Annotated in this window: 22 protein-coding genes and 1 tRNA gene; 16 read left to right on the forward strand and 7 right to left on the reverse strand. The window is 69.5% G+C overall.

What is annotated here, in order from left to right; all coding sequences use genetic code 11:
* Window position 1: 1 nt before the first annotated feature.
* Genes fliQ through csrA form a run of 6 tightly spaced genes read left to right on the forward strand, consistent with a single transcriptional unit; the run spans window position 2 to window position 5,853 of the window.
* Window positions 2–277, forward strand: coding sequence for a flagellar biosynthesis protein FliQ (gene fliQ, locus AC4D2E_RS13615; RefSeq protein WP_104166908.1), 276 nt, complete (start codon window positions 2–4; stop codon window positions 275–277).
* Between the two features lies 1 nt (window position 278).
* Window positions 279–1,037 (forward strand): flagellar biosynthetic protein FliR, encoded by a 759-nt coding sequence (gene fliR / locus AC4D2E_RS13620; RefSeq protein WP_104166906.1) that lies wholly within the window; start codon window positions 279–281, stop codon window positions 1,035–1,037.
* A gap of 2 nt (window positions 1,038–1,039) precedes the next feature.
* Window positions 1,040–2,140, forward strand: a complete 1,101-nt coding sequence (locus AC4D2E_RS13625; protein WP_104166904.1) for an EscU/YscU/HrcU family type III secretion system export apparatus switch protein — start codon at window positions 1,040–1,042, stop codon at window positions 2,138–2,140.
* 3 nt (window positions 2,141–2,143) lie between these two features.
* Window positions 2,144–4,192 (forward strand): flagellar biosynthesis protein FlhA, encoded by a 2,049-nt coding sequence (locus tag AC4D2E_RS13630; RefSeq protein WP_104166902.1) that lies wholly within the window; start codon window positions 2,144–2,146, stop codon window positions 4,190–4,192.
* A complete protein-coding gene (locus tag AC4D2E_RS13635) occupies window positions 4,167–5,573 on the forward strand; it encodes a hypothetical protein (protein WP_490952949.1) in 1,407 nt (468 codons plus the stop codon). The genes AC4D2E_RS13630 and AC4D2E_RS13635 overlap by 26 nt, the downstream gene beginning before the upstream one ends.
* Before the next feature lie 4 nt (window positions 5,574–5,577).
* Window positions 5,578–5,853 (forward strand): carbon storage regulator CsrA, encoded by a 276-nt coding sequence (csrA, locus tag AC4D2E_RS13640; protein ID WP_104166898.1) that lies wholly within the window; start codon window positions 5,578–5,580, stop codon window positions 5,851–5,853.
* 277 nt (window positions 5,854–6,130) lie between these two features.
* Here csrA and AC4D2E_RS13645 read toward each other — a convergent pair.
* A tRNA-Thr gene (locus AC4D2E_RS13645) sits at window positions 6,131–6,206 on the reverse strand.
* Window positions 6,207–6,423: 217 nt separating this feature from the next.
* On the opposite strand from AC4D2E_RS13645, the gene AC4D2E_RS13650 reads away from it, so the two are divergent.
* Complete coding sequence (locus AC4D2E_RS13650) at window positions 6,424–7,233, forward strand: HAD-IA family hydrolase (RefSeq protein ID WP_490952950.1); 810 nt, start codon at window positions 6,424–6,426, stop codon at window positions 7,231–7,233.
* Between the two features lie 4 nt (window positions 7,234–7,237).
* On the opposite strand, the gene AC4D2E_RS13655 is transcribed toward AC4D2E_RS13650, so the two are convergent.
* Genes AC4D2E_RS13655 through tmk form a run of 3 tightly spaced genes read right to left on the reverse strand, consistent with a single transcriptional unit; the run spans window position 7,238 to window position 10,688 of the window.
* Window positions 7,238–8,854, reverse strand: a complete 1,617-nt coding sequence (locus tag AC4D2E_RS13655) for an alpha/beta hydrolase (RefSeq protein WP_490952951.1) — start codon at window positions 8,852–8,854, stop codon at window positions 7,238–7,240.
* The gene (locus tag AC4D2E_RS13660) at window positions 8,851–10,044 is read right to left on the reverse strand and encodes a DNA polymerase III subunit delta' (RefSeq protein ID WP_490952952.1); all 1,194 of its coding nucleotides are present in this window, start codon (window positions 10,042–10,044) and stop codon (window positions 8,851–8,853) included. Before AC4D2E_RS13660 ends, AC4D2E_RS13655 begins: the two co-directional genes overlap by 4 nt.
* Window positions 10,041–10,688 (reverse strand): dTMP kinase, encoded by a 648-nt coding sequence (tmk, locus tag AC4D2E_RS13665; protein WP_490952953.1) that lies wholly within the window; start codon window positions 10,686–10,688, stop codon window positions 10,041–10,043. The genes AC4D2E_RS13660 and tmk overlap by 4 nt, the downstream gene beginning before the upstream one ends.
* Window positions 10,689–10,836: 148 nt before the next feature.
* Here tmk and AC4D2E_RS13670 point away from each other — a divergent pair, with 148 nt between their 5' ends.
* From AC4D2E_RS13670 to AC4D2E_RS13680, 3 genes are all read left to right on the forward strand, one after another.
* Window positions 10,837–12,615 (forward strand): DUF222 domain-containing protein, encoded by a 1,779-nt coding sequence (locus tag AC4D2E_RS13670; RefSeq protein ID WP_490952954.1) that lies wholly within the window; start codon window positions 10,837–10,839, stop codon window positions 12,613–12,615.
* A gap of 99 nt (window positions 12,616–12,714) precedes the next feature.
* The gene (locus AC4D2E_RS13675) at window positions 12,715–13,956 is read left to right on the forward strand and encodes a trans-sulfuration enzyme family protein (RefSeq protein WP_490911120.1); all 1,242 of its coding nucleotides are present in this window, start codon (window positions 12,715–12,717) and stop codon (window positions 13,954–13,956) included.
* 364 nt (window positions 13,957–14,320) lie between these two features.
* Window positions 14,321–14,650, forward strand: coding sequence for a DUF2516 family protein (locus tag AC4D2E_RS13680; protein ID WP_490911119.1), 330 nt, complete (start codon window positions 14,321–14,323; stop codon window positions 14,648–14,650).
* 6 nt (window positions 14,651–14,656) lie between these two features.
* Here the strand turns inward: AC4D2E_RS13680 and AC4D2E_RS13685 are convergent, their stop codons facing one another.
* Complete coding sequence (locus tag AC4D2E_RS13685; protein ID WP_490911118.1) at window positions 14,657–15,457, reverse strand: class I SAM-dependent methyltransferase; 801 nt, start codon at window positions 15,455–15,457, stop codon at window positions 14,657–14,659.
* A gap of 170 nt (window positions 15,458–15,627) precedes the next feature.
* On the opposite strand from AC4D2E_RS13685, the gene AC4D2E_RS13690 reads away from it, so the two are divergent.
* Window positions 15,628–16,374 (forward strand): phosphoglyceromutase, encoded by a 747-nt coding sequence (locus AC4D2E_RS13690; protein WP_490911117.1) that lies wholly within the window; start codon window positions 15,628–15,630, stop codon window positions 16,372–16,374.
* 82 nt (window positions 16,375–16,456) lie between these two features.
* Here AC4D2E_RS13690 and phoU read toward each other — a convergent pair whose 3' ends face one another.
* The gene (phoU, locus tag AC4D2E_RS13695) at window positions 16,457–17,116 is read right to left on the reverse strand and encodes a phosphate signaling complex protein PhoU (RefSeq protein WP_490911116.1); all 660 of its coding nucleotides are present in this window, start codon (window positions 17,114–17,116) and stop codon (window positions 16,457–16,459) included.
* Window positions 17,117–17,286: 170 nt separating this feature from the next.
* Between phoU and AC4D2E_RS13700 the strand changes: the two genes are divergently transcribed.
* On the forward strand, window positions 17,287–18,540 hold the full coding sequence (locus tag AC4D2E_RS13700) for a sensor histidine kinase (RefSeq protein ID WP_490952955.1): 1,254 nt from the start codon (window positions 17,287–17,289) through the stop codon (window positions 18,538–18,540).
* Complete coding sequence (locus tag AC4D2E_RS13705) at window positions 18,537–19,217, forward strand: response regulator transcription factor (RefSeq protein WP_104166874.1); 681 nt, start codon at window positions 18,537–18,539, stop codon at window positions 19,215–19,217. The genes AC4D2E_RS13700 and AC4D2E_RS13705 overlap by 4 nt, the downstream gene beginning before the upstream one ends.
* Before the next feature lie 120 nt (window positions 19,218–19,337).
* On the opposite strand, the gene AC4D2E_RS13710 is transcribed toward AC4D2E_RS13705, so the two are convergent.
* On the reverse strand, window positions 19,338–19,886 hold the full coding sequence (locus AC4D2E_RS13710) for a hypothetical protein (RefSeq protein ID WP_490952956.1): 549 nt from the start codon (window positions 19,884–19,886) through the stop codon (window positions 19,338–19,340).
* Window positions 19,887–20,142: 256 nt separating this feature from the next.
* Here AC4D2E_RS13710 and AC4D2E_RS13715 point away from each other — a divergent pair, with 256 nt between their 5' ends.
* The 3 genes from AC4D2E_RS13715 to ispF all read left to right on the forward strand — a co-directional run bounded on the left by AC4D2E_RS13715 (window position 20,143) and on the right by ispF (window position 22,130).
* Window positions 20,143–20,625 carry a CarD family transcriptional regulator gene (locus AC4D2E_RS13715; protein ID WP_043443336.1) on the forward strand — a complete coding sequence of 161 codons (483 nt, stop codon included), beginning with the start codon at window positions 20,143–20,145 and terminating at the stop codon, window positions 20,623–20,625.
* Window positions 20,626–20,704: 79 nt separating this feature from the next.
* Window positions 20,705–21,598, forward strand: coding sequence for an IspD/TarI family cytidylyltransferase (locus tag AC4D2E_RS13720; protein WP_490952970.1), 894 nt, complete (start codon window positions 20,705–20,707; stop codon window positions 21,596–21,598).
* Entirely contained in the window at window positions 21,585–22,130 is a 546-nt protein-coding gene (gene ispF / locus AC4D2E_RS13725; protein WP_104166868.1) for a 2-C-methyl-D-erythritol 2,4-cyclodiphosphate synthase, read from the forward strand. The genes AC4D2E_RS13720 and ispF overlap by 14 nt, the downstream gene beginning before the upstream one ends.
* The last annotated feature ends 18 nt before the right edge of the window (window positions 22,131–22,148 follow it).

The following is a 22,148-nucleotide window of genomic DNA, read 5'->3' on the forward strand; positions in this document are numbered from 1 at the left end:
CGTGGATACCAACGCCGTCCTCGACATCGGTCTCGCCGGGATCTGGGTCGCCGCGAAGCTGTCCGCGCCCGTCCTCCTGACGGCCCTCGTGGTCGGGTTCGCGATCTCGCTGCTGCAGTCCATCACCCAGATCCAGGAGGTCACGCTCTCCTTCGTCCCGAAGGCCGCCGCCGTGTGCCTGGCCCTGCTCGTCTGCGGCCACTGGATGATCTCCGAGATGATCTCCTTCACGCACGAGATGTTCGAGCGCATCCCCGGGCTCCTCGGGGGCGGCTGACATGGAGATCGTCCTGGACCAGTCCCGCATCGAAGCGATCATGCTCGCGGGTGTGCGGATCGTCGCGTTCCTCGTGATCGCGCCGCCCTTCTCCTACAAGGGCATCCCCGCACGCGTGAAGGCGATGCTCGCCGTCGGGCTCGCCCTCGCGGTGTCCCCGACGGTCGAGGCCGGGTACGAGACCGGCGGGACCGGCCAGTACATCGGCGCACTGGTCCTCGAACTCGTGGTCGGTGCCGCACTCGGCTTCCTCGTCCTGGTCGTGTTCTCCGCGGTCCAGTCCGCCGGCAGCCTCATCGACCTCTTCGGCGGCTTCTCGCTGGCCCAGGGCTTCGACCCGCAGTCCATGGTCAACGGCGCCCAGTTCGCGCGCCTGTTCCAGCTGACCGCCCTGACGCTGCTCTTCACCTCGGACGGCTACCAGCTCATCATCGGCGGGCTCGTGCGCACCTTCGACGCCCTGCCACTCGGCGGCGGGCTGGACCTCGCGGAGCCCGCGGAGGCACTCACCGGCGCCGTGACAGGGATGTTCCTGGCCGCGGTGCAGATCGCCGGGCCGCTCATCGTCGTCCTCTTCCTGGCCGACGTCGGCCTGGGGCTCCTCACGCGTGTGGCCCCCGCGCTCAATGCGTTCGCGCTGGGCTTCCCGCTCAAGATCTTCATCACGCTCAGCCTCGGCGGCGTGGTGTTCATCGCGCTCCCGCGGGTGGTCTCGACCCTCGCGGACACCGCCGCCGAACTCCTGATGGGGGTGGGCTGACGATGGCGGAGGACTCCGGGGAGAAGACCGAGCAGGCCACCGACAAGCGGATGAAGGACGTCCGCTCGAAGGGCCAGCTGTCCAAGTCCGAGGACTTCACGGCGTGGATCGGCGTCGGGGCGGCCGCCCTCATGCTGCCCTCCCTCCTCTCCCGATCGGCCGACGCCGCCACCGAGCAGCTCGTCCGCGTGACCGACACCATTGCGAGCCCCGACCCCGCGGCCGCCCTGGACGCCCTGGCCGACGGCGGCGCCTCGCTCGCCGGGACCCTCGGCCCCTTCCTCGGTGTGCTGCTGGTCGCCGTCCTCGGGACCGCGGCCCTGCAGGGCGGGATCCACGTCAAGAAGTTCTCCGGCAAGTTCGAGCAGTTCAACGTGGTCACCGGCCTCAAGCGGATCCTGGGCGGGCAGGCCCTCTGGCAGGGCGCGAAGGCGCTCCTGAAGACCGGCGTGGTCGGCCTGGTGCTCGTCGTCGTCGTGCAGAACCTGATGCCCGTGCTCATGGCGGCCGGCGGGCTGTCGGTGGCTGCCCTCCTGAACACCGCGGGGGAGGGGACGGCGGCACTCCTGCAGGCCGCCGTCGTCGCAGGCCTCGCCCTCGCGGCGATGGACGTCCTGGTGGTGCAGCGCCGCAACCGCAAGAAGACCCGCATGACCAAGAAGGAGGTCAAGGACGAGAACAAGAACTCCGACGGCGACCCCCTCATCAAGTCCCAGCGGCGCTCACGCCAGCTCGCCATGAGCAGGAACCGCATGATCGCCGCCGTGGGCGGGGCCGACGTCGTCCTCGTCAACCCCACGCACGTCGCCGTCGCCCTGAAGTACGAACCCGGACGCTCCGCGCCGCGCGTCGTCGCGAAGGGTGCCGGGGTGATCGCCGCGAGAATCCGCGAGGAAGCGGAGAAGGAGAACGTCCCGATGGTCTCCGACATCCCGCTCGCCCGAGCGCTGCACGCCGCGTGCGAGCTCGGCCAGGAGATCCCCTTCGAGAACTACGACCAGGTGGCCCGCATCCTCGCGTTCGTCATGTCCCTGAAGACCAGGGGAGCCGCGCGCGGCGTCCACACCCTGCCCGTCCGACCCGCAACCGCCGGAGGCCTCTAGACCATGCGCTCATCCGCCCCCAAGTTCCTCGTGCCCGTCGGGGTCGTCGGCATCATCCTGCTCCTCGTGGTGCCCGTGCCCTCGGTACTGCTGGACCTGCTGATCATCGTGAACATCCTGCTCGCACTGGTGATCCTGCTCAACACCATGTTCATCCGCAAGCCGCTGGACTTCTCGGTGTTCCCGTCCCTGCTGCTCGTGGCCACGCTGTTCCGCCTGGGCCTCAACGTCGCCTCCACCCGTCTCGTCCTCGGGGAAGGCTACGCCGGGGAGGTCATCGCCGCGTTCGGGCACGTCGCGGTCGGCGGATCGATCATCATCGGAGCCGTGGTCTTCCTCATCCTCGTGGTCATCCAGTTCGTGGTGGTCACCAAGGGCGCCGAGCGCGTGGCCGAGGTGGGAGCCCGCTTCACCCTCGATGCGATGCCGGGCAAGCAGATGGCCATCGACGCCGATCTCAACGCCGGGCTGATCACGGACACGCAGGCCCGCGAGCGGCGCGCCGAGGTCTCTGCGGAGGCCGACTTCTACGGGGCCATGGACGGTGCGTCCAAGTTCGTGAAGGGTGATGCGATCGCCGGCATCATCATCATCATCATCAACCTCGTTGGCGGCATCGCGATCGGGATGCTGCAGGACGGCCTGCCCGTCTCCGAGGCGCTCACCACCTACGGCCTGCTCACCATCGGCGACGGCCTCGTGACCCAGATCCCTGCGCTGCTCATGGCCGTGTCCACCGGCATGATCGTCACGCGCTCCAACGCCGAGGCGGACATGGGTTCCACCGCGGCCCAGCAGCTCGGCCAGTCGCAGAACGCCCTGCGCATCGCGGGTGCGGCGGCGGTCGTCATGGCGCTGATCCCGGGGATGCCGAAGCTGCCCTTCATCGTGGTGGGCGCGGGCCTGATCGTCATCGCGCAGAGCATCAGGAAGTCCGAGGCCGACGCCCGGACGGCCGCCGCCGCGCTCGAGGCCGAGGCGGCCCGGCCGTCGACGGACAACACCGACGACCTGCTGGAGCAGATGCGCGTCCACTCCCTGGAGGTGCTGCTCGCGCCCGACCTGGTGGACGTCGTCACCGGGGCGCCGGACGACCTCCTCGGCCGTGTCCGCGCCCTACGGCGCAAGATCGCCCTCGAACTCGGCGTCGTGGTGCCTCCGGTGCGCACGCGGGACAGCGTGGAGCTGCCTCCGGCCACGTACGTCATCAAGATCGCCGGTGTCGAGGCGGGGCGTGGTGAAGCTCCGCGCGGCAAGGTCCTGGCTCTCGGCGACCACCTCGCGCACCTGCCGGGCACCGCCGTCGTCGAGCCGGTCTTCGGACTCGCCGGGAAGTGGGTGCCCGCCGAGCTCCGGCACAACGCGGAGCTGGCCGGCGCCACGGTGATCGACCGCGTATCCGTGCTCGTGACGCACCTGTCCTCGGTCATCACCGCGAACGCCGCGCGCCTGCTGTCCCGCGAGGATGTCCGGGTGCTGACCGACGGCGTCCGCCAGGTGAACCCATCGGCCGTCGAGGAGCTCGTCCCCGGGCTGCTGTCCCTGGCCGAGGTCCAGCGCGTCCTGCAGGGACTCCTGTCCGAGCAGGTGCCGATCAACGACCTCGCCCGCATCTACGAGGCGCTGACGCTCAAGGCCAAATCGTCGTCCGAGCCCGAGGGCCTCATCGAGGCGGCGCGGCTGGCCCTCGGGCCGGCGGTCACCCAGCAGTACCTCGACGGCACGCTGCTGCGGGTGATCATGATCGACCCCCTGCTCGAGCAGTCGATGCTCGAGGGGCTCCGGCCGTCCGATCAGGGCACACAGATCATGCTCGATCCTGCGCGGACCGACGCCGTGCTCTCCTCCGTCCGCTCGACGGTCGCCGACATCGAGACAGCCGGGAACTCCGCCGTGCTCGTGTGTGCTCCTGCGCTGCGGCCGGCCCTCAGGCGGCTCGTCGGACCGCAGGCGGCGAACCTGCCGGTGTTGTCCTATCAGGAGGTCACGAGCGCCAACGTCGCGATCGAGACAGTAGGAGTGGTCCGTGGCACCGCAGTTATTTCATCTTGAGGGTCCCTCCCTCGAGGAGCTGAAGGCGAAGGTCGCAGGGCTGTACGGTCCGCGCGCCCTCATCGTGTCCGCGGAACTCGTGACGGTCGGTGGGATCCGCGGCGTCCTCGCGCGGAAGCACTACGAGATCGTGGTCGAGGTGCCGGAGCCCGACGGCGACGGTGGTTCTCGCGAGGGCGTGGGCGACGGTTCCTCCGGTGGTGCCGGTGCCGTGCGGCGGGGCGATGCCTCCAGCGGCCGGCCTCGCGGACGCCGGAGCGCGGCCGTGGCCCCCTCAGGCCTCGATGCTCTCCTCCAGCAGGCCGAACTCGACGAGGTCCGTATCGCGGGAGGGCCCGACGCCGACCGCGGCGGGACCCAGGAGCGCGGCAACTCGCTTCCGGCTGCGGTCTCCACGGATTCCGGTCTCTTCGCGGCACTCATGGACGAGCTGACGTTCGCGACGAACCCCGCGCCGGTAACGCCGGTATCCTCCTCGACGCCGGTCGCGCCGGTCACCTCCGGGGCCGGGGCGGCCGGGTCGCGGCGGTCGTTCGCCGTGGGGCCGGATGCGGTGGCCGAGCACCCTCCCGGAGGATCCTCCGGGACTGGAACCGCTGAACCTCGGCGGTCGTTCGCCGTGGACCCGGACGTGGTGGCCGAGAAGCCGGACGCCGATCCGTCCCGGCCCGGGTCCGGATCCGAGTCCGGAGCCGCGTTCCTCCGGGAGGGTGCAGGCGACCCGACCGATCTGCCCGACGTCCGTGGCCAGGTCCTCCGTGCGCCCGCCGCCGCGCCGCCCGCGCCCTCGGTGCTGCGTGCACCCGGCGATCTCGTCGTCGTCATCGGAGCGCCCGCCACAGCGTGGGGGGTTGCCTCCTCGATGGCCACCGTCCTGGGCAGGGGAGCGCCCACGGCCGTCGCGGTCTCGGGACCGCCGCACTGGGTACGTCCTGAGGCCCGATCCGTCGATGACAGCCGGGAGGCGAATGCCGCTCGTGCGGCGGGGGTCGACGGCGGCCACGCCGTTTTCGTCGCGCTGTCCTCGGAGGATCCCGTGGCGGACGGTCGCGCCCTGCTCGCGCTGAGGCCCGACCAGGTATGGCTCGCCGTCGACGCCGGGCGCAAGGAGGCGGACACCGCGGCGTGGGTCGGGGCGTTACGACGCAGCATGGAGCGTGCCGGGCTCGCTCCGGCGGGGCTCGCCGTCGTCGGGTCGGCAGGCACGGCGACACCGGAGACCGTGCAGGCGCTCGGTCTCCCCATCGGATGGCTGGAGGGGCACCCCGCAGGGGAGGCTCCACCTGTCTCGGCCTCTGCACCGGCCTCGGCCTCTGCACCTGCCGGGCCGCGCAGGCCGGGCGGCGGTCGACGTCGTGCGGAGCCGGCCGGGATAGAGTGACACGGTGCTTGTACTAACGCGAAAGGTCGGCGAGCAGATCCTGATCGGCGACGACATCGTCATCACCGTGCTCGATTCCCGCGGTGATGGTGTGCGCATCGGCATCGACGCTCCTCGGGGCGTCAAGATCCAGCGCGAGGAAGTGCTCCGCGCGGTCACCGAGGCGAACCTGGCGGCCGCGTCGGCCGGGGCCGACGGCGCCGATGCTTTGAAAGCCCTGCTGCAGTCCGGGGCGAAGGTCTCCGCCGACGACGCGGGCGCCGACCAGCCGAATCCCTGACGGGGGCTGCCAGGAGCCCGACCCACGCCTCCACCATGCCGCGGACCCACGGCGACCCGGCCGATGTCGCCGCGGAACCTCCGCCGCTTGCGGTCCGACGCCACCGGGCCGAGGCCTGCCGGGGTCGGCCGGCCCGGTAACGCGTGCGCTCGGCGCTCACCGCACCGATGGTTCCCGGCACTCGCCGCACCGATGGTTCCCGGCGCTCGCCGTCCCTGGAGGCGGAGAAGTATCCGGACACGAAAAAGCCCCGGTTGCGGACCAACCAGGGCGATCGTGGAGCCTCCTGCCAGAGTCGAACTGGCGACCTTCTCATTACGAGTGAGACGCTCTACCGACTGAGCTAAGGAGGCAATGCTTCCTGACCGGGAACATCGTCCGGGCCGATCCACAAGGCACAACTTTATAGGAGGGGTCGGCCCGCGGTCAAAATGGTGTCCCTGCCCGGGAGTTCGCCAACAGTTCACGCGCCGTCAGCCTTGCGGACGGTGACGCGTCAGCACCCTCGGAGAGTGTGGCCAGCAGACTTGTCCCGCATCGGAGCGGGGCGGCCACCAAGGGGGATGCCGCATGACACAGGACCGTTCGTTCTCGCTCGCCGTCATCGACATGGCCGGAACCACCGTGGACGAGGGCCGACTGCAGGACGAAGCGCTGACGCGTACCCTCACCTCGCACGGGGTGCAGGAAGGCACCCGCGCTTTCGACCGGATGACGGCGTACGCCCGTCAGGAGATGGGGACGTCGAAGGAGCTCGTCTTCCGGCGCCTGTTTCCCGACGTCGCCGTCGCGGCCCAGGTCAACCGGACCTTCGAGACGGCGTACGACGACCTGCTGGCACGCCACGGAGTGGAGCCCATCCCCGGCGCCGAGGAAGCGATCCTGGAGCTGCGGAATGCCGGGCTCAGGATCTGCCTCGCCACCGGGTTCGGCCGGCACACCCAGAACATGATCCTGGAGTCCCTCGGCTGGATGGGGCTGGCGGATCTCAGCCTGTGCCCCTCGGACGCGGGACGCGGCCGCCCCTACCCCGACATCATCCTCACCGCGGTCCTCGCGCTCGACATCGAGGACGTGCGCTCCGTGCTGGTCGCGGGGGACACGACGTCGGACGTCGTCGCGGGACGGCGCGCGGGGGCGGGCGCCGTCGTCGGAGTCCTGACCGGCGCCCACCCCGAGGCCGAGCTGCGGCTCGCGGGCGCCGACGTCGTGCTGCCCTCCATGTGCCACCTGCCCCGATGGCTTGCGGCAGGGCCCGCCGTCGCCGCGCCGCTCGGTGTTCCCGCCGGCGATGCGCCGCGCCATGCGTCCGCGGCCGCTTCTCGATCCATCGACCTGCCGGGCTCGCCGGACGGCCTCGGCGTCACGCAGCGGAACTGACTCCTCAGCAGCGGACGCCGTCCTCCGGGACCGTCCCGTCGATGAAGAAATCATCGACCAGGTCCAGGATGCAGTCGTTGGAGCGGCCGTACGCGGTATGGCCCTCGCCTTCCCACGTCACATGGACGCCGGACTCCAGCTGGTCCGCCAGTGCCGTCGACCACTCGTACGGCGTCGCCGGATCGCCGGTGGTGCCGATGACGACGATCGGATCGGCGCCGGCAGCCTCCACAGGCGCGGGGCCGAGGGCCGGCGGGTACTTCCAGGGGGCGCAGGTGACGCCGCCGAACGCGAGGAACCGGCCGAAGGTCGGTGATGCCGAGACGAGTTCGTTCTCGTCGGTGCGCATCTGGAGGGGATCGCTCGTCATCGGGTAGTCGAGGCAGTTGACGGAGAGGAACGCCGCGGTCGAGTTGCCTGCATAGGTGCCGTCCGGCCCACGTTCGGCGGCGAGATCCGCGAGGTAGAGCATGGTGGACGCATCGCCGTCGAGGGCGTCGGAGACGGCCTGGGTGAGCGTGGGCCAGTTGCCGTTGTCGTACAGGGGCAGGATGAAGCCTTGGACGAAGGTGGAGATCGGCACGAGGCGGCCGTCCTCCGCCGTCATCGGTTCGCGCTCGACAGCGGCGAACAGGTCCTGGATCTGCCGGATACCGTCGTCCACCGTCCCGGTGTAGGGGCACTCCGGGCCCTGCTGGCAGTCGGCGACGTAGGCGCGCAGGGCGTTCTCGAAGCCGCGGGCCTGGCCGAGGGTGATGTTCTCGCTGCTCAGCGACGGGTCGATCGCGCCGTCGAGGACGAGGCGCCCGGCCCGCTCCGGGAACAGTTCCGCGTAGGTCGCTCCGAGCTGCGACCCGTAGGAGAAGCCCAGGAAGTTCAGTTTCTCGTCGCTCACGAGGGCACGCAGGATGTCCATGTCCCGTGCGGCGGATTCGGTGTCCACGAAGCCCAGCAGTTCACCCGTGCGTTCGGCGCACAGGTCCGCGAACTCCTCCGCGTCCGCCGTCATGAGGTCGAGGAGCTCATCGGGGGAGGCCTCGGCCGGGTAGGTCTCCTGCCGCGCCTCGTCCTGCTCGGCGTCGGTGTAGCACTCCACGGCGCTGGACCTGTTCACCCCCCGGGGGTCGAAGCCCACGACGTCGTAGTCCTCCCGTAGGCGGTCGCTCGTGACGTAGTCGAGGGAGTCCTTCACGATGTTGAAGCCCGAGCCGCCCGGTCCGCCCGGGTTGATGAGGATCGTCCCCTGCGCCTCACCCGAGGCATCGGCGCGGATCGCCGCGATCTCGATGCTGTCCCGCCCTGGGTCGGTGTAGTCCAGGGGCACCTCGATCGTCGCGCACGAGAACGATCCCTCACAGCTCTCCCACCGCACGTCCTGCGTGTAGAAGGTCCGGAGGCCCTCGTCCACATCGCCGATCGCCGCGGGGTCGGCGGTCTCGAGCCCGCCCGCAGGCGGGGCGGGCCCGTCGTCGGGTGCCAGCAGCATGCATCCGGAAAGCCCCAGCACGACGGCGGTGGATGCGGCGAGGAGCGCGGCGGCGCGGCCGAGAGGGCTACGGGAGCTGCTGTCGAGGATGCTGCGGGGGCCGCGGCCGGGGAGGTGGAGCGGTCCGCTGGTCATCGGTCGAGGTCCTTCCGGGACAGGAGGCTCACCGTCATCGCTTCGATCGCGAGCAGCGGCGACACGTTGGTGCTCACGAGCCGGGAACGCACTTCGTTGATGGACTCGAGCCGGAGGAGGGTGTCTTCGGGGCTCTCCCGGCGGGCGAACTCCTCGAGTTCGGGCCGCAGGGGCTCGTTGACGAGCATCTGCCCGCTGGAGACCTGGAGCATCAGCACATCCCTGTAGAAGGAGATGAGATCCGTCAGCGCGCGGTCGAAGTAGTCGTTCTTGGAACGCTTGGCCCGTCGCGTCTGATCGTCCTCCAACCGCTTGACCTGTGCGCGCATCGACGGCGGCAGGACGCCCGTCTCGGGAGCGCCGAGGGTGGTGAGCAGTGCTGTCCTCTCCTCGGCGTCGCGCTGCTCGAAGGAACTCTGGGCCTCCGCCTCGGCGAGCTTCACCAGGTCCGCGGCAGCACGCATGGCACCGGCCACCGAGCGCAGTGTCAGCGGGAGCCGGACGATCTGGTTGCGGCGCTCGCGGGCGCCGTCGTCCGTGGCGAGCCTCTTCGCGATGCCGATGTGGCTCTGGGCGGCGCGGGCGGCCGCTTCCGCCGTCGCGGGATCGATCCCGTCGCGGGAGACGAGCAGATCGGCGACGTCCTGCACGGGGGGTAGGCGGAGGCCGACGGACCGGCACCGGGAGCGGATGGTGACGAGCACGTCGCCGGGACTCGGAGCGCACAGCAGCCAGATGGTCCGCGGCGGCGGTTCCTCGATGGCCTTGAGCAGCACGTTGGTGCTGCGCTCCTGCATGCGGTCGGCGTCCTCGACGATGATGATCCGCCAGCGCCCGGTAGACGGTTTGTCCTGTGCCTTGCGGACCAGTTCACGTGCCTCGTCGATGCTGATGGTCACCTTCTCGGTGGTGACGTTGGTCAGATCGGCGTGTGCCCCGGAGAGGACGGTGTGGCAGGCCTTGCATGTGCCGCAACCACGCTCGGCGAGATTCTCGCGCTCGCAGAGCAGGGCGGCGGCGAAAGCGCGGGCGGCATTGGACCGGCCGGAGCCGGGCGGGCCGGTGAAGAGCCAGGCGTGCGTCGGTGAACCGGATTCCGCGGCACGGCGCAGTTGCTCGACCACCTGTTCCTGCCCGCGGAGGTCCGCCCACACTCCGGATGCGGGGAGGCTGTGCGTCACGGCGCTCATGCCGAGACCCGGGGGAGGGCTCCGAGGATGGAGCGGTGAAGGTCCTCGGGCGTCCCCGACGCGGCCAGGACGAGGTACCGTTCGGGTTCCGCGCGGGCGAGGTCCAGGAAGGCGGCGCGGATCCGGGCGTGGAAGTCGTCGGGTTCCGACTCGAGGCGGTCCTCGGCGGCCGCGCCGGTGGTGCGGCGGCTCCGCCCTTCGGAGGGCTCGACGTCGAGCAGGACGGTGAGGTCCGGGCGGAGCCCGTCGGTGGCCCAGAGGTTCACGTCTAGGACGGCCTGCGCACCCAGTCCGCGCCCGGCACCCTGGTAGGCGACCGAGGAGTCGATGAAACGGTCGCAGACGACGACGTCGCCGCGTTCCAGTGCGGGCACGATCACCTGCTGGACGTGGGCTGCCCGCGAGGCCGCGAACATGAGGGCTTCGGTGCGCGCGTCGATCTGGCCGTGGCCGTGGTCGAGGACGAGGGAGCGCAGCTTCTCCCCGATGGCAGTGCCCCCGGGTTCACGTGTGCGGATCACGGTGCGCCCACCGGATTCGACGGCCGCGCAGAGCAGTGCGGCCTGCGTGGACTTGCCCGCGCCGTCGCCGCCTTCGAGCGCGATGAAGAGCCCGGGAAGCCCGTGCGGGAGGGGAAAGGTCACGCGCCCAGCCTACCGAGTGCCCGTGACATCGAGGTCACACGATCGGCGTTGCGTGCTTCGTGTGCCTTCCCAGGGATGATTCGCGAGAGTTGTCCACATACGGAGCGACTCCCGATTATTCGAATCTCCGTACTAATACGCTTGTCCCATGGCGACAGCAGTAGCAGAGGCGCAATCGACGACGGCGCAGGCCGTCGGCGGGGTGCAGTCCCACCTGGCACATATCGCCGAGCAGTTCGAGGTCGAAGCCGGTCTGGCCTCGACGGCCGATCTTGCTGCGGCACTGGGGGCTGTGGAGCACCTTGCCCGGTTGGTCGAGTACCTGCAGGTGGTGGGGGCGGCAGCGGCGGATCAGCAGGAGATCGCGAGGGTCGGGGAGACCCGGCAGGGCCTGGGCTGGAGCGGTCCTCTGGCCGTTCCTGGCGACAGCCACGAGTTCAGGGACACTGCCGAATATCTCCGTGCCCGCCTGGGTATCACGCGGCAGGAGGCGCAACGGCGGATCCGCCTCGGGAAGTCGGTGCTTCCACGACGAACGGCCACCGGTGAGCCTTGCCCTGCCATGCTCGAATCCGTCGGGGACGGGTTCAGGGCCGGTGTGATCAGTTCCTACGCCGCAACCCGTATCAGTGATGCGGTGGAACGCGTCCGGCCCTGTGCCTCGACCCTGCAACTGCAGGCCATGGAGGAGGACCTGGCCGCACAGGCCGCGGAATCGGATGCCGATCTGTTGAACGTGGTCATCCGACGATGGGAATCCGTCCTCGATCCTGACGGGGCCGAGCCCACCGAGGAGCTGTTGAAGGCACAGCAGGGCGTGTTCCTGCGGGGCAGGCGACGCGGACTGCACCGGCTCGAGATCGCGGCGGACGACGAACAGTTCGAGTACCTCCTCACCGTCATGAACACCGCCACCAACCCGCGCACCGCGCGGGACCGCGGTGGCCCAGGAGGGGGCGAGCCCCGGGCGGAAGCCGGGAACGACTGCGCCGGCGTTCCCGACCCTGACGGCAGTGGCACCGACGGCATCGGCGCTCCCGCGGGGCCGGTGCCGTCGGTGCCAGGTGGGGCGATGTCGAACGACCCGCTGCCGGCCGACTCCGCGTCGAAGTGGGAACGTCGGACCCGGCCCCAACGCCACCTCGACGGGTTGGTCGGTGCCTGCCAGGTCGCCCTCGCCACGGACACACTTCCTGCCACCGGCGGCCATCGACCGCAGGTGATGGTCACCATCGACTACCGGGCTCTCACCGAGGACCTGCGTAGCCGCGGAGTGGTCCGGCGGCGAGCACGAGGCTCGTACGGGCGTGCGGTCGATTCATCGGACGACGGGTCGGGTGGGGACTTCAGGCCGGACGGGTCGGGTGGGGACTTCGGGCGGGTCGTGCGCTCCTGGCAGGACCGGCAGTCGGCGCAGGACGGTCGTCCGAAGCGCGACACGGGACCCGCAGGCTTCAGCGACCCCTCAGGCGCTTCACGAACGCATCCCGAAGGTGGCTACAGCGTCTTCGGTGGTCCTGTCACCGCGCGGATCGTTCGCAAGATCGCGTGCGACGCGGACATCATCCCGGTCGTGCTGGGAGGGCACGGGGAGGTCCTCGACGTCGGTCGTGCCCGAAGGTTCTTCGGCGTGGCCCAGCGGCGAGCACTGGTCGCCAGGGACAGGGGGTGCGCCTTCCCCGGTTGCACTGTCCCGGCCGTCTGGTCGGAGGCACACCACATCGCACCGTGGGCCGAGGGCGGAAGAACCGACGTCTCCAATGGATGCCTCCTGTGTTCCTTCCACCACCGGCTCGTCGAGCGGGGCAACTGGAGTATCCAGATGAAGCACGGCATCCCCTGGTTCACGCCACCGCCCTACATCGACCCCGATCGCACTCCGCGGCGGAACCGGCACCGCGAGCTCACACTTGGCGGGACGCCGTGACGCCGGTCATCCAGGCGGGCGGGTGGGGGGCCGCACGGGGCCGGCGATTGTGACCTCCCTCTTTTTCAGGCACGCGCTCTCCCCATTTACGCTGACCCCATGACGACATCTCGCGAGGATCTGCCGCACACCGGGCTCGCCCCGGACACCCTCACCGTCGCGGCAGGCAGACCCCCACGCGAGCACGATGCCCCGGTCAACGTGCCGATCGTGCTCTCGACGACCTACCACGAGACGCGCGCCCCCGTCCCGGGCGACCGTATCTACGCCCGTGGCTCCAACCCCACCTGGGATCCGTTCGAGGAAGCGCTCGGTGCACTCGAGGCAGCAGGCCTCCCGGCCCTCGTCTTCAGCTCCGGCCTCGGTGCGGCAGCGGCCGCTTTGTCCCTCGTCCCGACCGGGGGAGCGGTGGTGATGCCACGGCATGCCTATGCCGGGTCGATCAGTCTCGCCGCCGATCTCGCAGCACAGGGCAGGTTCGAACTGCACACCGTCGACGTCGCCGACACGGCGGGTGTCCTCGCGGAGCTTGACGCGCTCGCCGCGCGGTTCGATGAAGGTCAGGTGATGCTGTGGCTGGAGAGTCCCACCAATCCGATGCTCGAGGTCGCCGACCTGGCGGTACTGACCGACGCAGCCCATGCGACCGGCGCGATCGTCGTCGCAGACAACACGTTCAACACGCCGATCGTCCACCGCCCCCTCGAGTCCGGCGTCGACGTCGTGCTGCACTCCGTCACGAAGTGGCTGGCCGGGCATTCCGACGTCGTCCTCGGCGCGCTGGTCACCTCCGACTCGGCACTCCGTGAGCGACTGTTGGCGCACCGTACCCTGCATGGTGCTGTCGCCGGGCCCTTCGAGGTCTGGCTCGCACTGCGCGGACTGCGCACTCTCGCACTGCGCATGGAGCGGAGTCAGGCCACCGCGGCCTTCCTCGCGCACCTCCTCGGGGACCATCCTGTCGTCCGCCGCGTGCGATATCCGGGCCTTCCCGCCGATCCCGGGCACGAGCGTGCGGCCCGCCAGTTCAAAGGTTTCGGCGGGATCGTCAGTATCGAGCTCGACGACGTCGCGACGGCGGATGCCCTCGTCGCGGCCGTGCGCCTCTGGCTTCCGGCGACCTCGCTGGGCGGCGTCGAGTCACTCATCGAACGTCGTCGGCGACAGCCTGCCGAGCCGAAGACCGTCCCCGAAGCACTCGTCCGCCTGTCCGTGGGTATCGAGAACCCCGAGGATTTGTGGGCGGACCTCGATCAGGCCCTCCGGCAGGCGTCGGGCGATCAGCTTGCAAGCGCGACGGCGGGCAAGACGGGCACGCTGACGGACTGGATGACGGACTAGATGACGGACTGGATGACGGACTAGACGGCGGGCGTGCCAGCGGACGGAACGGCAGCCGCGCGAAGGGGCGGCGGGCACGCCGGCGGACGTGACGGCAGACGGGCCGGCAGACGGGCCGGCAGGCGCGCCGGCCGACAGGGCGGCGGAGGTGACGGCGTATGTGGCGGCGGACGTGCACACCGACCTGACGGCCGACGTTACGAGAGACAGGGCGGTGGACGTGAGGACGAACAGGGCGACGGACGTGCAGACGGATGCGACAGGGGGCACGACGGCGGGGCGCAGGCTCGCCGCATCCGACGTGGAAGTCCCGGCTGCGGTGTCATCCGCACCGCGTCCGAGGCAAGCCAGCTAAGCTGATTCCGTGGCCCTCGTATTTGCAATCCAGTCCTACCTGTACCTCGCCCTGGGCGTCGTGGCCCTCGGCATCGAAATGTGGGCCCTCTCGGACTGCGTGCGGCGTCCCGGCACCGCCTTCGAAGCCGCGTTCAAGCGGACCAAGGGGTTCTGGCTGGCACTCACGGGTGGCGCCGTCGTCGTCGGCCTGTTGTCCGTGCTCGGTGGCGGGAGCGGCTTCAACCTCTTCCAGCTGGTCGCCATCATCGCGGCCTGTGTGTACCTCGCCGACGTCAAGCCGGCCGTCAGCCAGACCTCGGGTCGCGGCGGCAATCAGGGCCCGTACGGTCCCTGGTAGCCGTTCCTACCCCGGAGCGACCGCGTCCCAGGCTACGGTGACCTCGCCCAGACGCCATCGCGAGGGCCCGTCCCGCAGCGGCCAGCCCGCTGCCCTCATCGCTGCGCACATCGCCATCCACCGCTGCTGGTTCCCGAAGGATGCGAGGGACGCGGCGTCGAGCCATGACCGGTCGAGCGCCTGCAGGTATCCGTGCACCCGCTCGCCCTCCACGTTCCGGTGGATCAGCGCCTTCGGCAGCCTTTCCGCGACATCGGACGGGAGCGTAAACGCACCGAACCGCAGGGAGATGCTCAGCGACTCCGGTCCCGACGGCCCGATGGCCGCCCAGGTGGAGCGGCGCCCTATCTCGTCGCACGTCCCGTCGATGAGCAGACCATCGGGAGCCAGGCGTCCTCGGACCTCGTCCCAGTAGGCCCCGTACTGGTCCTCGCCGTACTGCCGCAGCACATTGAATGCACGGACGACGACGGGACGCCGGCCGGCGAGCGGCAACTCGAAGCCTCCCTGTCGGAAGCTGAGGCCGGGGCGCGCGAGGGGTTCGGCGCTCGCCACGCGCGCCGGGTCTATCTCGATGCCGACCACCTCGACGTCGTCGCGTACGGACCGAAGGCGGGTGAACAGCTCGACGGCAGTGACGGGAGCGGCGCCGTAGCCGAGGTCGACCACGAGCGGGTCGGCAGTCCGGCGCAGCCGGGAGCCATGGGATCCGGCGAGCCAGCGATCGACGCGGCGAAGCCGGTTGGGGTTGGTGGTGCCGCGGGTGATGGTCCCCAGGGGCTTGGGGGGACGGAGACGCGAAGGCACCCATCAACACTAGGGCACAGGAGGAGTGCCGCCGTGCCGGGAGCCCCGGGCCCGTGCGCGTTCCCCCGGATTCATGCAGAGCGCCCTGCACCGTCCCGGGGTCTGCACCCCCGATCGTCACACGACGCTGCAGCATGACCGCCGCAACACGATGCGGCAGACTAGGACCCATGACCTACACACTGATCCTGCTGCGCCATGGCCAGAGCGAATGGAACGAGAAGAACCTCTTCACCGGCTGGGTGGATGTCGCCCTCACGGAGAAGGGACGCGAGGAAGCAACACGCGGCGGCCACCTCCTGACCGAAGCCGGCATCCTTCCCGACATCGTGTACACGTCCCGGCAGAAGCGCGCCATCATCACCGCCAACCTCGCCCTCGAGGCCGCTGACCGCAGCTGGATCGACGTCAAGAGGAACTGGCGGCTCAACGAACGCCACTACGGAGCGCTGCAGGGCAAGGACAAGGCCCAGACCCTCGCGGAGTACGGCGAGCAGCAGTTCATGGAATGGCGCCGGTCCTACGACACGCCGCCGCCGCCGCTCGACGACGCCAGCGAGTACTCGCAGGCCGCCGACCCCCGCTACACCGATCTCGGCGACGCCGTGCCGCGCACCGAATGCCTGAAGGACGTCCTCGAGCGCTTCCTGCCGTACTGGGAATCGGACATCACGGTGGACATCAAGGCCGGCAGGACCGTGCTCATCGCCGCCCACGGCAACTCGCTCCGGGCCCTCGTCAAGCACCTCGACGGCATCAGTGACAAGGACATCGCCTCGCTGAACATCCCCACGGGCATCCCCCTCGTGTACGAGCTCGACGAGGACCTCAAGCCCGTCAAGGCAGGCGGCACCTACCTCGACGCCGACGCCGCGGCCGCCGCGATCGAGGCCGTCGCGAACCAGGGCAAGCACTAGCGCCAGCGCCTCGACGCACGCACGAACACGACGACGGCGGCCCTTGCGGGGCCGCCGTCGTCGTGTCAGTACCGGGGAGGAGTCAGTTCAGCGGAGCGGTAGGATGCCATTCTCCCGTGACGAGGTAGGTGACCTTCCGGGCCACCGAGACGCCGTGGTCCGCGAAACGCTCGTAGTACCGGCTGGCGAGGGTGACGTCCACCGTCGTCGGTGCGCTCTCGGACCAGTCGTCGGCCGCGACAGCCTTGAAGACGCTGGCGTGCAGCTCGTTGACACGGGCATTGGCGGCACTGATCTCGTTGGTCAGATCGAGGTTGCGCGTCTCGAGGAGCTCCTTGACCTTCATTGCGATCTGCACGTCGAGTTCGGCGAGTTCGTCGAAGGTCCCGCGAATACCTTCCGGGATCACGTTCGCGGGGAAACGCAGACGGGCGAGCTGGGCCACGTGACGGGCGAGGTCACCCATCCGCTCCAGCGACGCGCTCATGCGCAGCGCACCCACGATCATGCGGAGATCGGACGCCACCGGGCCTTGAAGTGCGAGGATGTCGATGGCCCGCTCGTCGAGGGAGTTCTGCAGGAAATCGATGCGCGCATCGGCCGCGATCACTTCCTGTGCAAGCTCGGTGTCGGCGCCCTGGAAAGCACTGTTGGCCTTCTGAATGGCCTCGGTCACCAGTTGGGAGATCTCGATGAGCTCCTCGCCGATCTGATGAAGCTCGGCCTGAAAAACCTTACGCACGTAGGCGTCCTTCCCTGGAAGTTTCGAATCGAACCGTTCCCACAGTTCTGCCGACGACCCTTCCAGCCAGCGGTGAACTGTTTCTCCGCATTGTGTGAACGTTAGTTGAACCCCTCGCCCAACGCCACCGGATGGGGCGGACCCGAAATACCAGCGCATAAGCTAGGTCCGTGGACCCCCTTCTCCTGACGCTCATGGCCGGGCTGGTAGGCCTGGCCCTCGGCGTGACCGGTATGGCGGCGTTCCGCGCGAGCGAGGTACAACGGCTCCGACTCCACTACGAGGACGAGCCCTCCCTGCCCGACGGCGCCGCGGAGGTCCTCTCCATCATCGGCAGGGCGTACGTGATCGTGGACGCGATCGACGGCGTCGTCCGCGCCAGTCCCGCGGCCTACGCCTTCGGCCTCGTCAGGGGACATACCGTGGTGCACTCCGAGCTCCTCGAGCTCACGGCCCGCGTGCGGCGCGACGGCGTGATCGAGCAGCAGCAACTCGAACTGCCGCGTGGCCCCCTCGGCCAGGGGACGATCGTGGTCCAGGTCCGTGTAGCGGCCCTCGGCGCCGAGTACATCCTGATCCTGGCGGACGACCGCACCGAGATCACCCGCACCGAGGAGATCCGCAACGACTTCGTCGCGAACGTCTCCCACGAACTCAAGACGCCCGTGGGTGCGATCTCCCTCCTCGCCGAGGCGATCGACGACGCCGCCGAGGACGAGGTGGCCGTCCGACGCTTCGCCCAGCGCATGCACAAGGAATCCAGTCGGCTGTCCGCGCTGGTGCAGGACATCATCGAGCTCTCCCGTCTCCAGGGGGCCGACGTCGTCCGCCGCGGCAAGCCGGTGGACATCAACTCCGTCGTCGCCGAAGCCGTGGACCGCAACAAGCTTCCCGCCGAGAGCAAGCAGATCGACATGGTGGTCGGCGGATCGGTCTCCACCCCCGTACACGGTGACCGCGACCTGCTCATGACGGCCTTCCGCAACCTCATCGACAACGCCATCCGCTATTCGCCCGAGGGGACGCGGGTGGGCGTGGGACTCCGGTCCCGTGACGGCCTCGTGCAGGTGTCGGTCACGGACCAGGGCCCGGGCATCACGCCCGAGGAACAGGAACGCATCTTCGAGCGCTTCTACCGCATCGACGCCGCCCGGTCCCGCCAGACCGGCGGCACAGGCCTCGGTCTCAGCATCGTCAAGCATGTGGTGTCCAATCACGGCGGCGAGGTCACCGTGTGGTCGCAGCCCGGACAGGGCAGTACCTTCACGGTCCGGTTGCCCGAGATGGAGGGCGCCGTGGACGACGACGCCGCAGCGGACGAATCTGCCCCGGGCGACGTCGGCAACGGTGCCGTCCCGTCGGTCGAGCGGAAGCCAGGAAAGAAGGGCAGCAGTGCTGCCCATGAGCAGGGAGTCAAGGCTTGAGCCGAATTCTGATCGTTGAGGACGAGGAGTCGTTCAGCGACCCGCTGTCCTATCTCCTCGGCAAGGAAGGGTACGAGGTGTCCGTCGTGGACAACGGCCTCGACGCCCTCACCGAGTTCGACCGCTCAGGCGCCGACCTCGTGCTGCTCGATCTCCAGCTGCCGGGACTGCCCGGTACCGAGGTCTGCCGGCAGCTCCGCCAGCGCTCCAGCGTCCCGGTCATCATGCTGACCGCGAAGGACGCCGAGATCGACAAGGTGGTGGGACTGGAGCTCGGGGCTGACGACTACGTCACCAAGCCCTACTCCTCCCGTGAACTCGTGGCCCGTATCCGAGCAGTGCTTCGGCGTCAGGGCGAACCCGAGGAACTGATCTCGAACACCATCCAGGCCGGTCCGGTCCGCATGGACATCGAACGGCACGTCGTGAGTGTCGACGGCGACCAGGTGGCACTTCCGCTGAAGGAGTTCGAGCTGCTCGAGATGCTGCTCCGTAATTCGGGCAGGGTGCTGACCCGCGGCCAGCTGATCGATCGGGTCTGGGGGTCCGACTACGTGGGGGACACCAAGACCCTCGACGTCCACGTGAAGCGGCTGCGTGGCAAGGTGGAGCCCGATCCCTCGAATCCCCGCTACCTCATCACCGTGCGGGGGCTCGGCTACAAGTTCGAGCCCTGAGTCCGGCCCCCGGACCAGGATGATCCTGGACCCCGGTGCCGGCCGAAAGGCGTGAGTGCCTGCCGACATGGCACTGCCCGCACCCGATCGATCGGGTGCGGGCAGTCACGGTGCTGCGGGCTACTCGCCCCCGGCTGCTTCCTCGCCCTCGGCTGCTTCCTCGGTCGCCGCGGGTTCACTCGGCCGGGGCGTGAAGCCGCCGGGTACGAAGTCGCGGTATTCCTCGAGGGTCCCGTCCAGTACGGGCACCTGGAAGGTGGCCTCTTCGCCGTCGACCTCGAAGTCGACGTCGACCAGCGAGCCGGGGTTGTTCTCCAGCCCTTCGAGCGTGGCGTCGTCCTCGGTCTCGTCCTCGAACCTGAACTCCCCGTCCCCCTCGACGGTGATGGTGGTTTCGATGCCATCTGCCCGGATGGACAGGTCCACGGGCTGGTCTGTCGTGTTGAACACGGTACCGACGATCCGCCCCGCGGCCTCGTCCTCGCTGCCCACGATCAGGAGGTTGCGCAGCAGGACGGGTCCGAAATCCTTCACGATGCCATCCGAGGCGGCGTACTGGGTCGTCGTGGACTGCTCGGTGGTGAAGGTGCAGCCGGAGACACCCAGCATCACCAGCACGGCGCCGGCAGCCACGGACCGCTGCACTCGGTTCTTCGGTGCGAAATTCACAGCACAAACTCCTGGGGTTGAACAGGTGGGACAGGGACGGAATCCGGAGGGGACCTACAGGACAGACTATCGGCAACGCCGTCCGATCGTGGTGTCGGTTTCGGCTGCGCAGGAGCCCCGGATCACTTAATGCCCGGTCCGTCAAGAGGCGAATGATAGACACTTCCGCTTGATTCGAGCCCCTGACCTGCGAAAACGCGCTCATCGGCGTGTCGTTGCCGTGATAAACTGATTCCCGGGAAAGGGGAAAGTCCACATGGTTTTTGAGGTCGGCGAAACAGTTGTTTACCCGCATCACGGCGCAGCGAAGATCGAGGAGATCAAGATGCGTGTCGTCAAGGGCGAAGAGAAGATGTATCTCAAGCTCAAGGTGGCCCAGGGCGATCTGACGATTGAAGTACCAGCAGAGAACGTCGACCTCGTAGGGGTTCGCGACGTGGTGGGCAAGGAGGGCCTCGAGCATGTGTTCGACGTCCTGCGGGCCGAGTTCACCGAAGAGCCGACCAACTGGTCACGCCGTTACAAGGCGAACCTCGAGAAGCTCGCCTCCGGCGATGTCATCAAGGTCGCCGAGGTGGTACGTGACCTCTGGCGCCGCGACCACGACCGCGGCCTGTCGGCCGGCGAGAAGAGGATGCTCGCCAAGGCGCGGCAGATCCTGATCTCCGAGCTCGCACTGGCCGAGAAGACCGACGAGGAGAAGGCCGCAAGCGTTCTCGACGAGGTCCTCGCCTCCTAGGAGATGGGCCGACCACGAAAGAGGGACCTCCGGGTCCCTCTTTTTTGTTGCGCTGTCATAGGGTGACGGAGTGTCCGAGATGAATCCCCAGCACCGCACCCCGGCCGAGGTCGGCGTCGTCATCGTCGCCGCCGGCTCCGGACAACGCCTCGGCCACGGCATCCCGAAGGCCCGCGTCCTCTGTGGCGGACGCACCCTCCTGGACCACGCGGTGGACGCCGTGCTCCTGGCAGGCGTTGCGACCGCCGTCGTCGTGGTGCTTCCCGAGGGCGACGACGTCCTGGCTGCCGTCGTCGCGGAGGCAGCCGCCCGCAGCGCAGCGTCCCGCACGGCCGACACCGCCTCCGGCGCGGCGACGGACAGTCCGGATCCGGCCGGGAGCACAGGGGGCGCCGTACTGACGCATCCCCCGGTCGTCGTCTCGGCAGTGGTGGGGGGATCCACGCGGACGGCGTCCGTGCGTGCCGGGCTCGACGCCCTGCCGCCGACGGTCGGCGTCGTGCTGGTCCACGACGCCGCGCGGGCGCTCACACCTCCTGCCGTCTTCCGGCGGGTCGCCACCGCCGTCGCGGAGGGTGCGACGGCGGTCATCCCGGTCCTGCCGGTGGTCGACACCGTCAAGGTCGTCGACGGCGACCTCGTCACGGCAACACCCGATCGCGCGGCACTGCGGGCCGTGCAGACCCCCCAGGGCTTCGACGCCGGTGCTCTCCGGGCGGCCCATGCCGGCGACGCCGCAGCGCGCCCCGGCATCACGGACGACGCCATGCTCATGGAGGCACTCGGCCACGCGGTACGGGTGGTCGAGGGGGACCCCCTGGCGTTCAAGGTCACGACCCCGCTCGATCTCGTCATCGCCGAAGCAGTCCTCGCACAGAGGGCTGCCGGCAGCGCCCAGCGGTCCGACCGGGGCCCGAGCGACCCGGCCCCGGGCGCCATCCCCACCAGCAGGAGCAGCCGTGTACCTGAGTGAGCACCTCCACCTTCCCCGCACCGGGATCGGCGTCGACGTCCACGCCTTCGCAGCCGAGCCCGCGGGCGGCACGCCGGCCGCCCCGCTCTGGCTGGCAGGCCTGCTGTGGGAGGGGGAGCGCGGACTGTCGGGACATTCCGACGGCGACGTGGTGGCCCACGCGGCAGCCGATGCCCTGTTCTCGGCGGCCGGAGTCGGCGATCTCGGGACGCACTTCGGTACGGACCGCCCCGAGTACGCCGGCGCCTCGGGCCATACCCTCCTCTCGGCCGCCGCGGGGATCGTGCGCGCGGCGGGGTTCGATATCGGCAACATCGCGGTGCAACTGATCGGCAACCGCCCGAAGTTCGGACCGCGCCGGGCCGAGGCCGAGGCCGTGCTGTCCGACGCCGCGCAGGCACCCGTGAGCATCTCGGCGACCACCACCGACGGCCTCGGCCTCACCGGCAGGGGGGAGGGCGTCGCGGCCATCGCCACCGCCGTCGTCGTCCGGTCCGCTGCCCGGGCGGCTCCTCCCGCTCCGCAAGAGTGAAGCCCGTCGGCGGGTAAT

This window comes from Arthrobacter sp. TJ-265 (assembly GCF_058269135.1).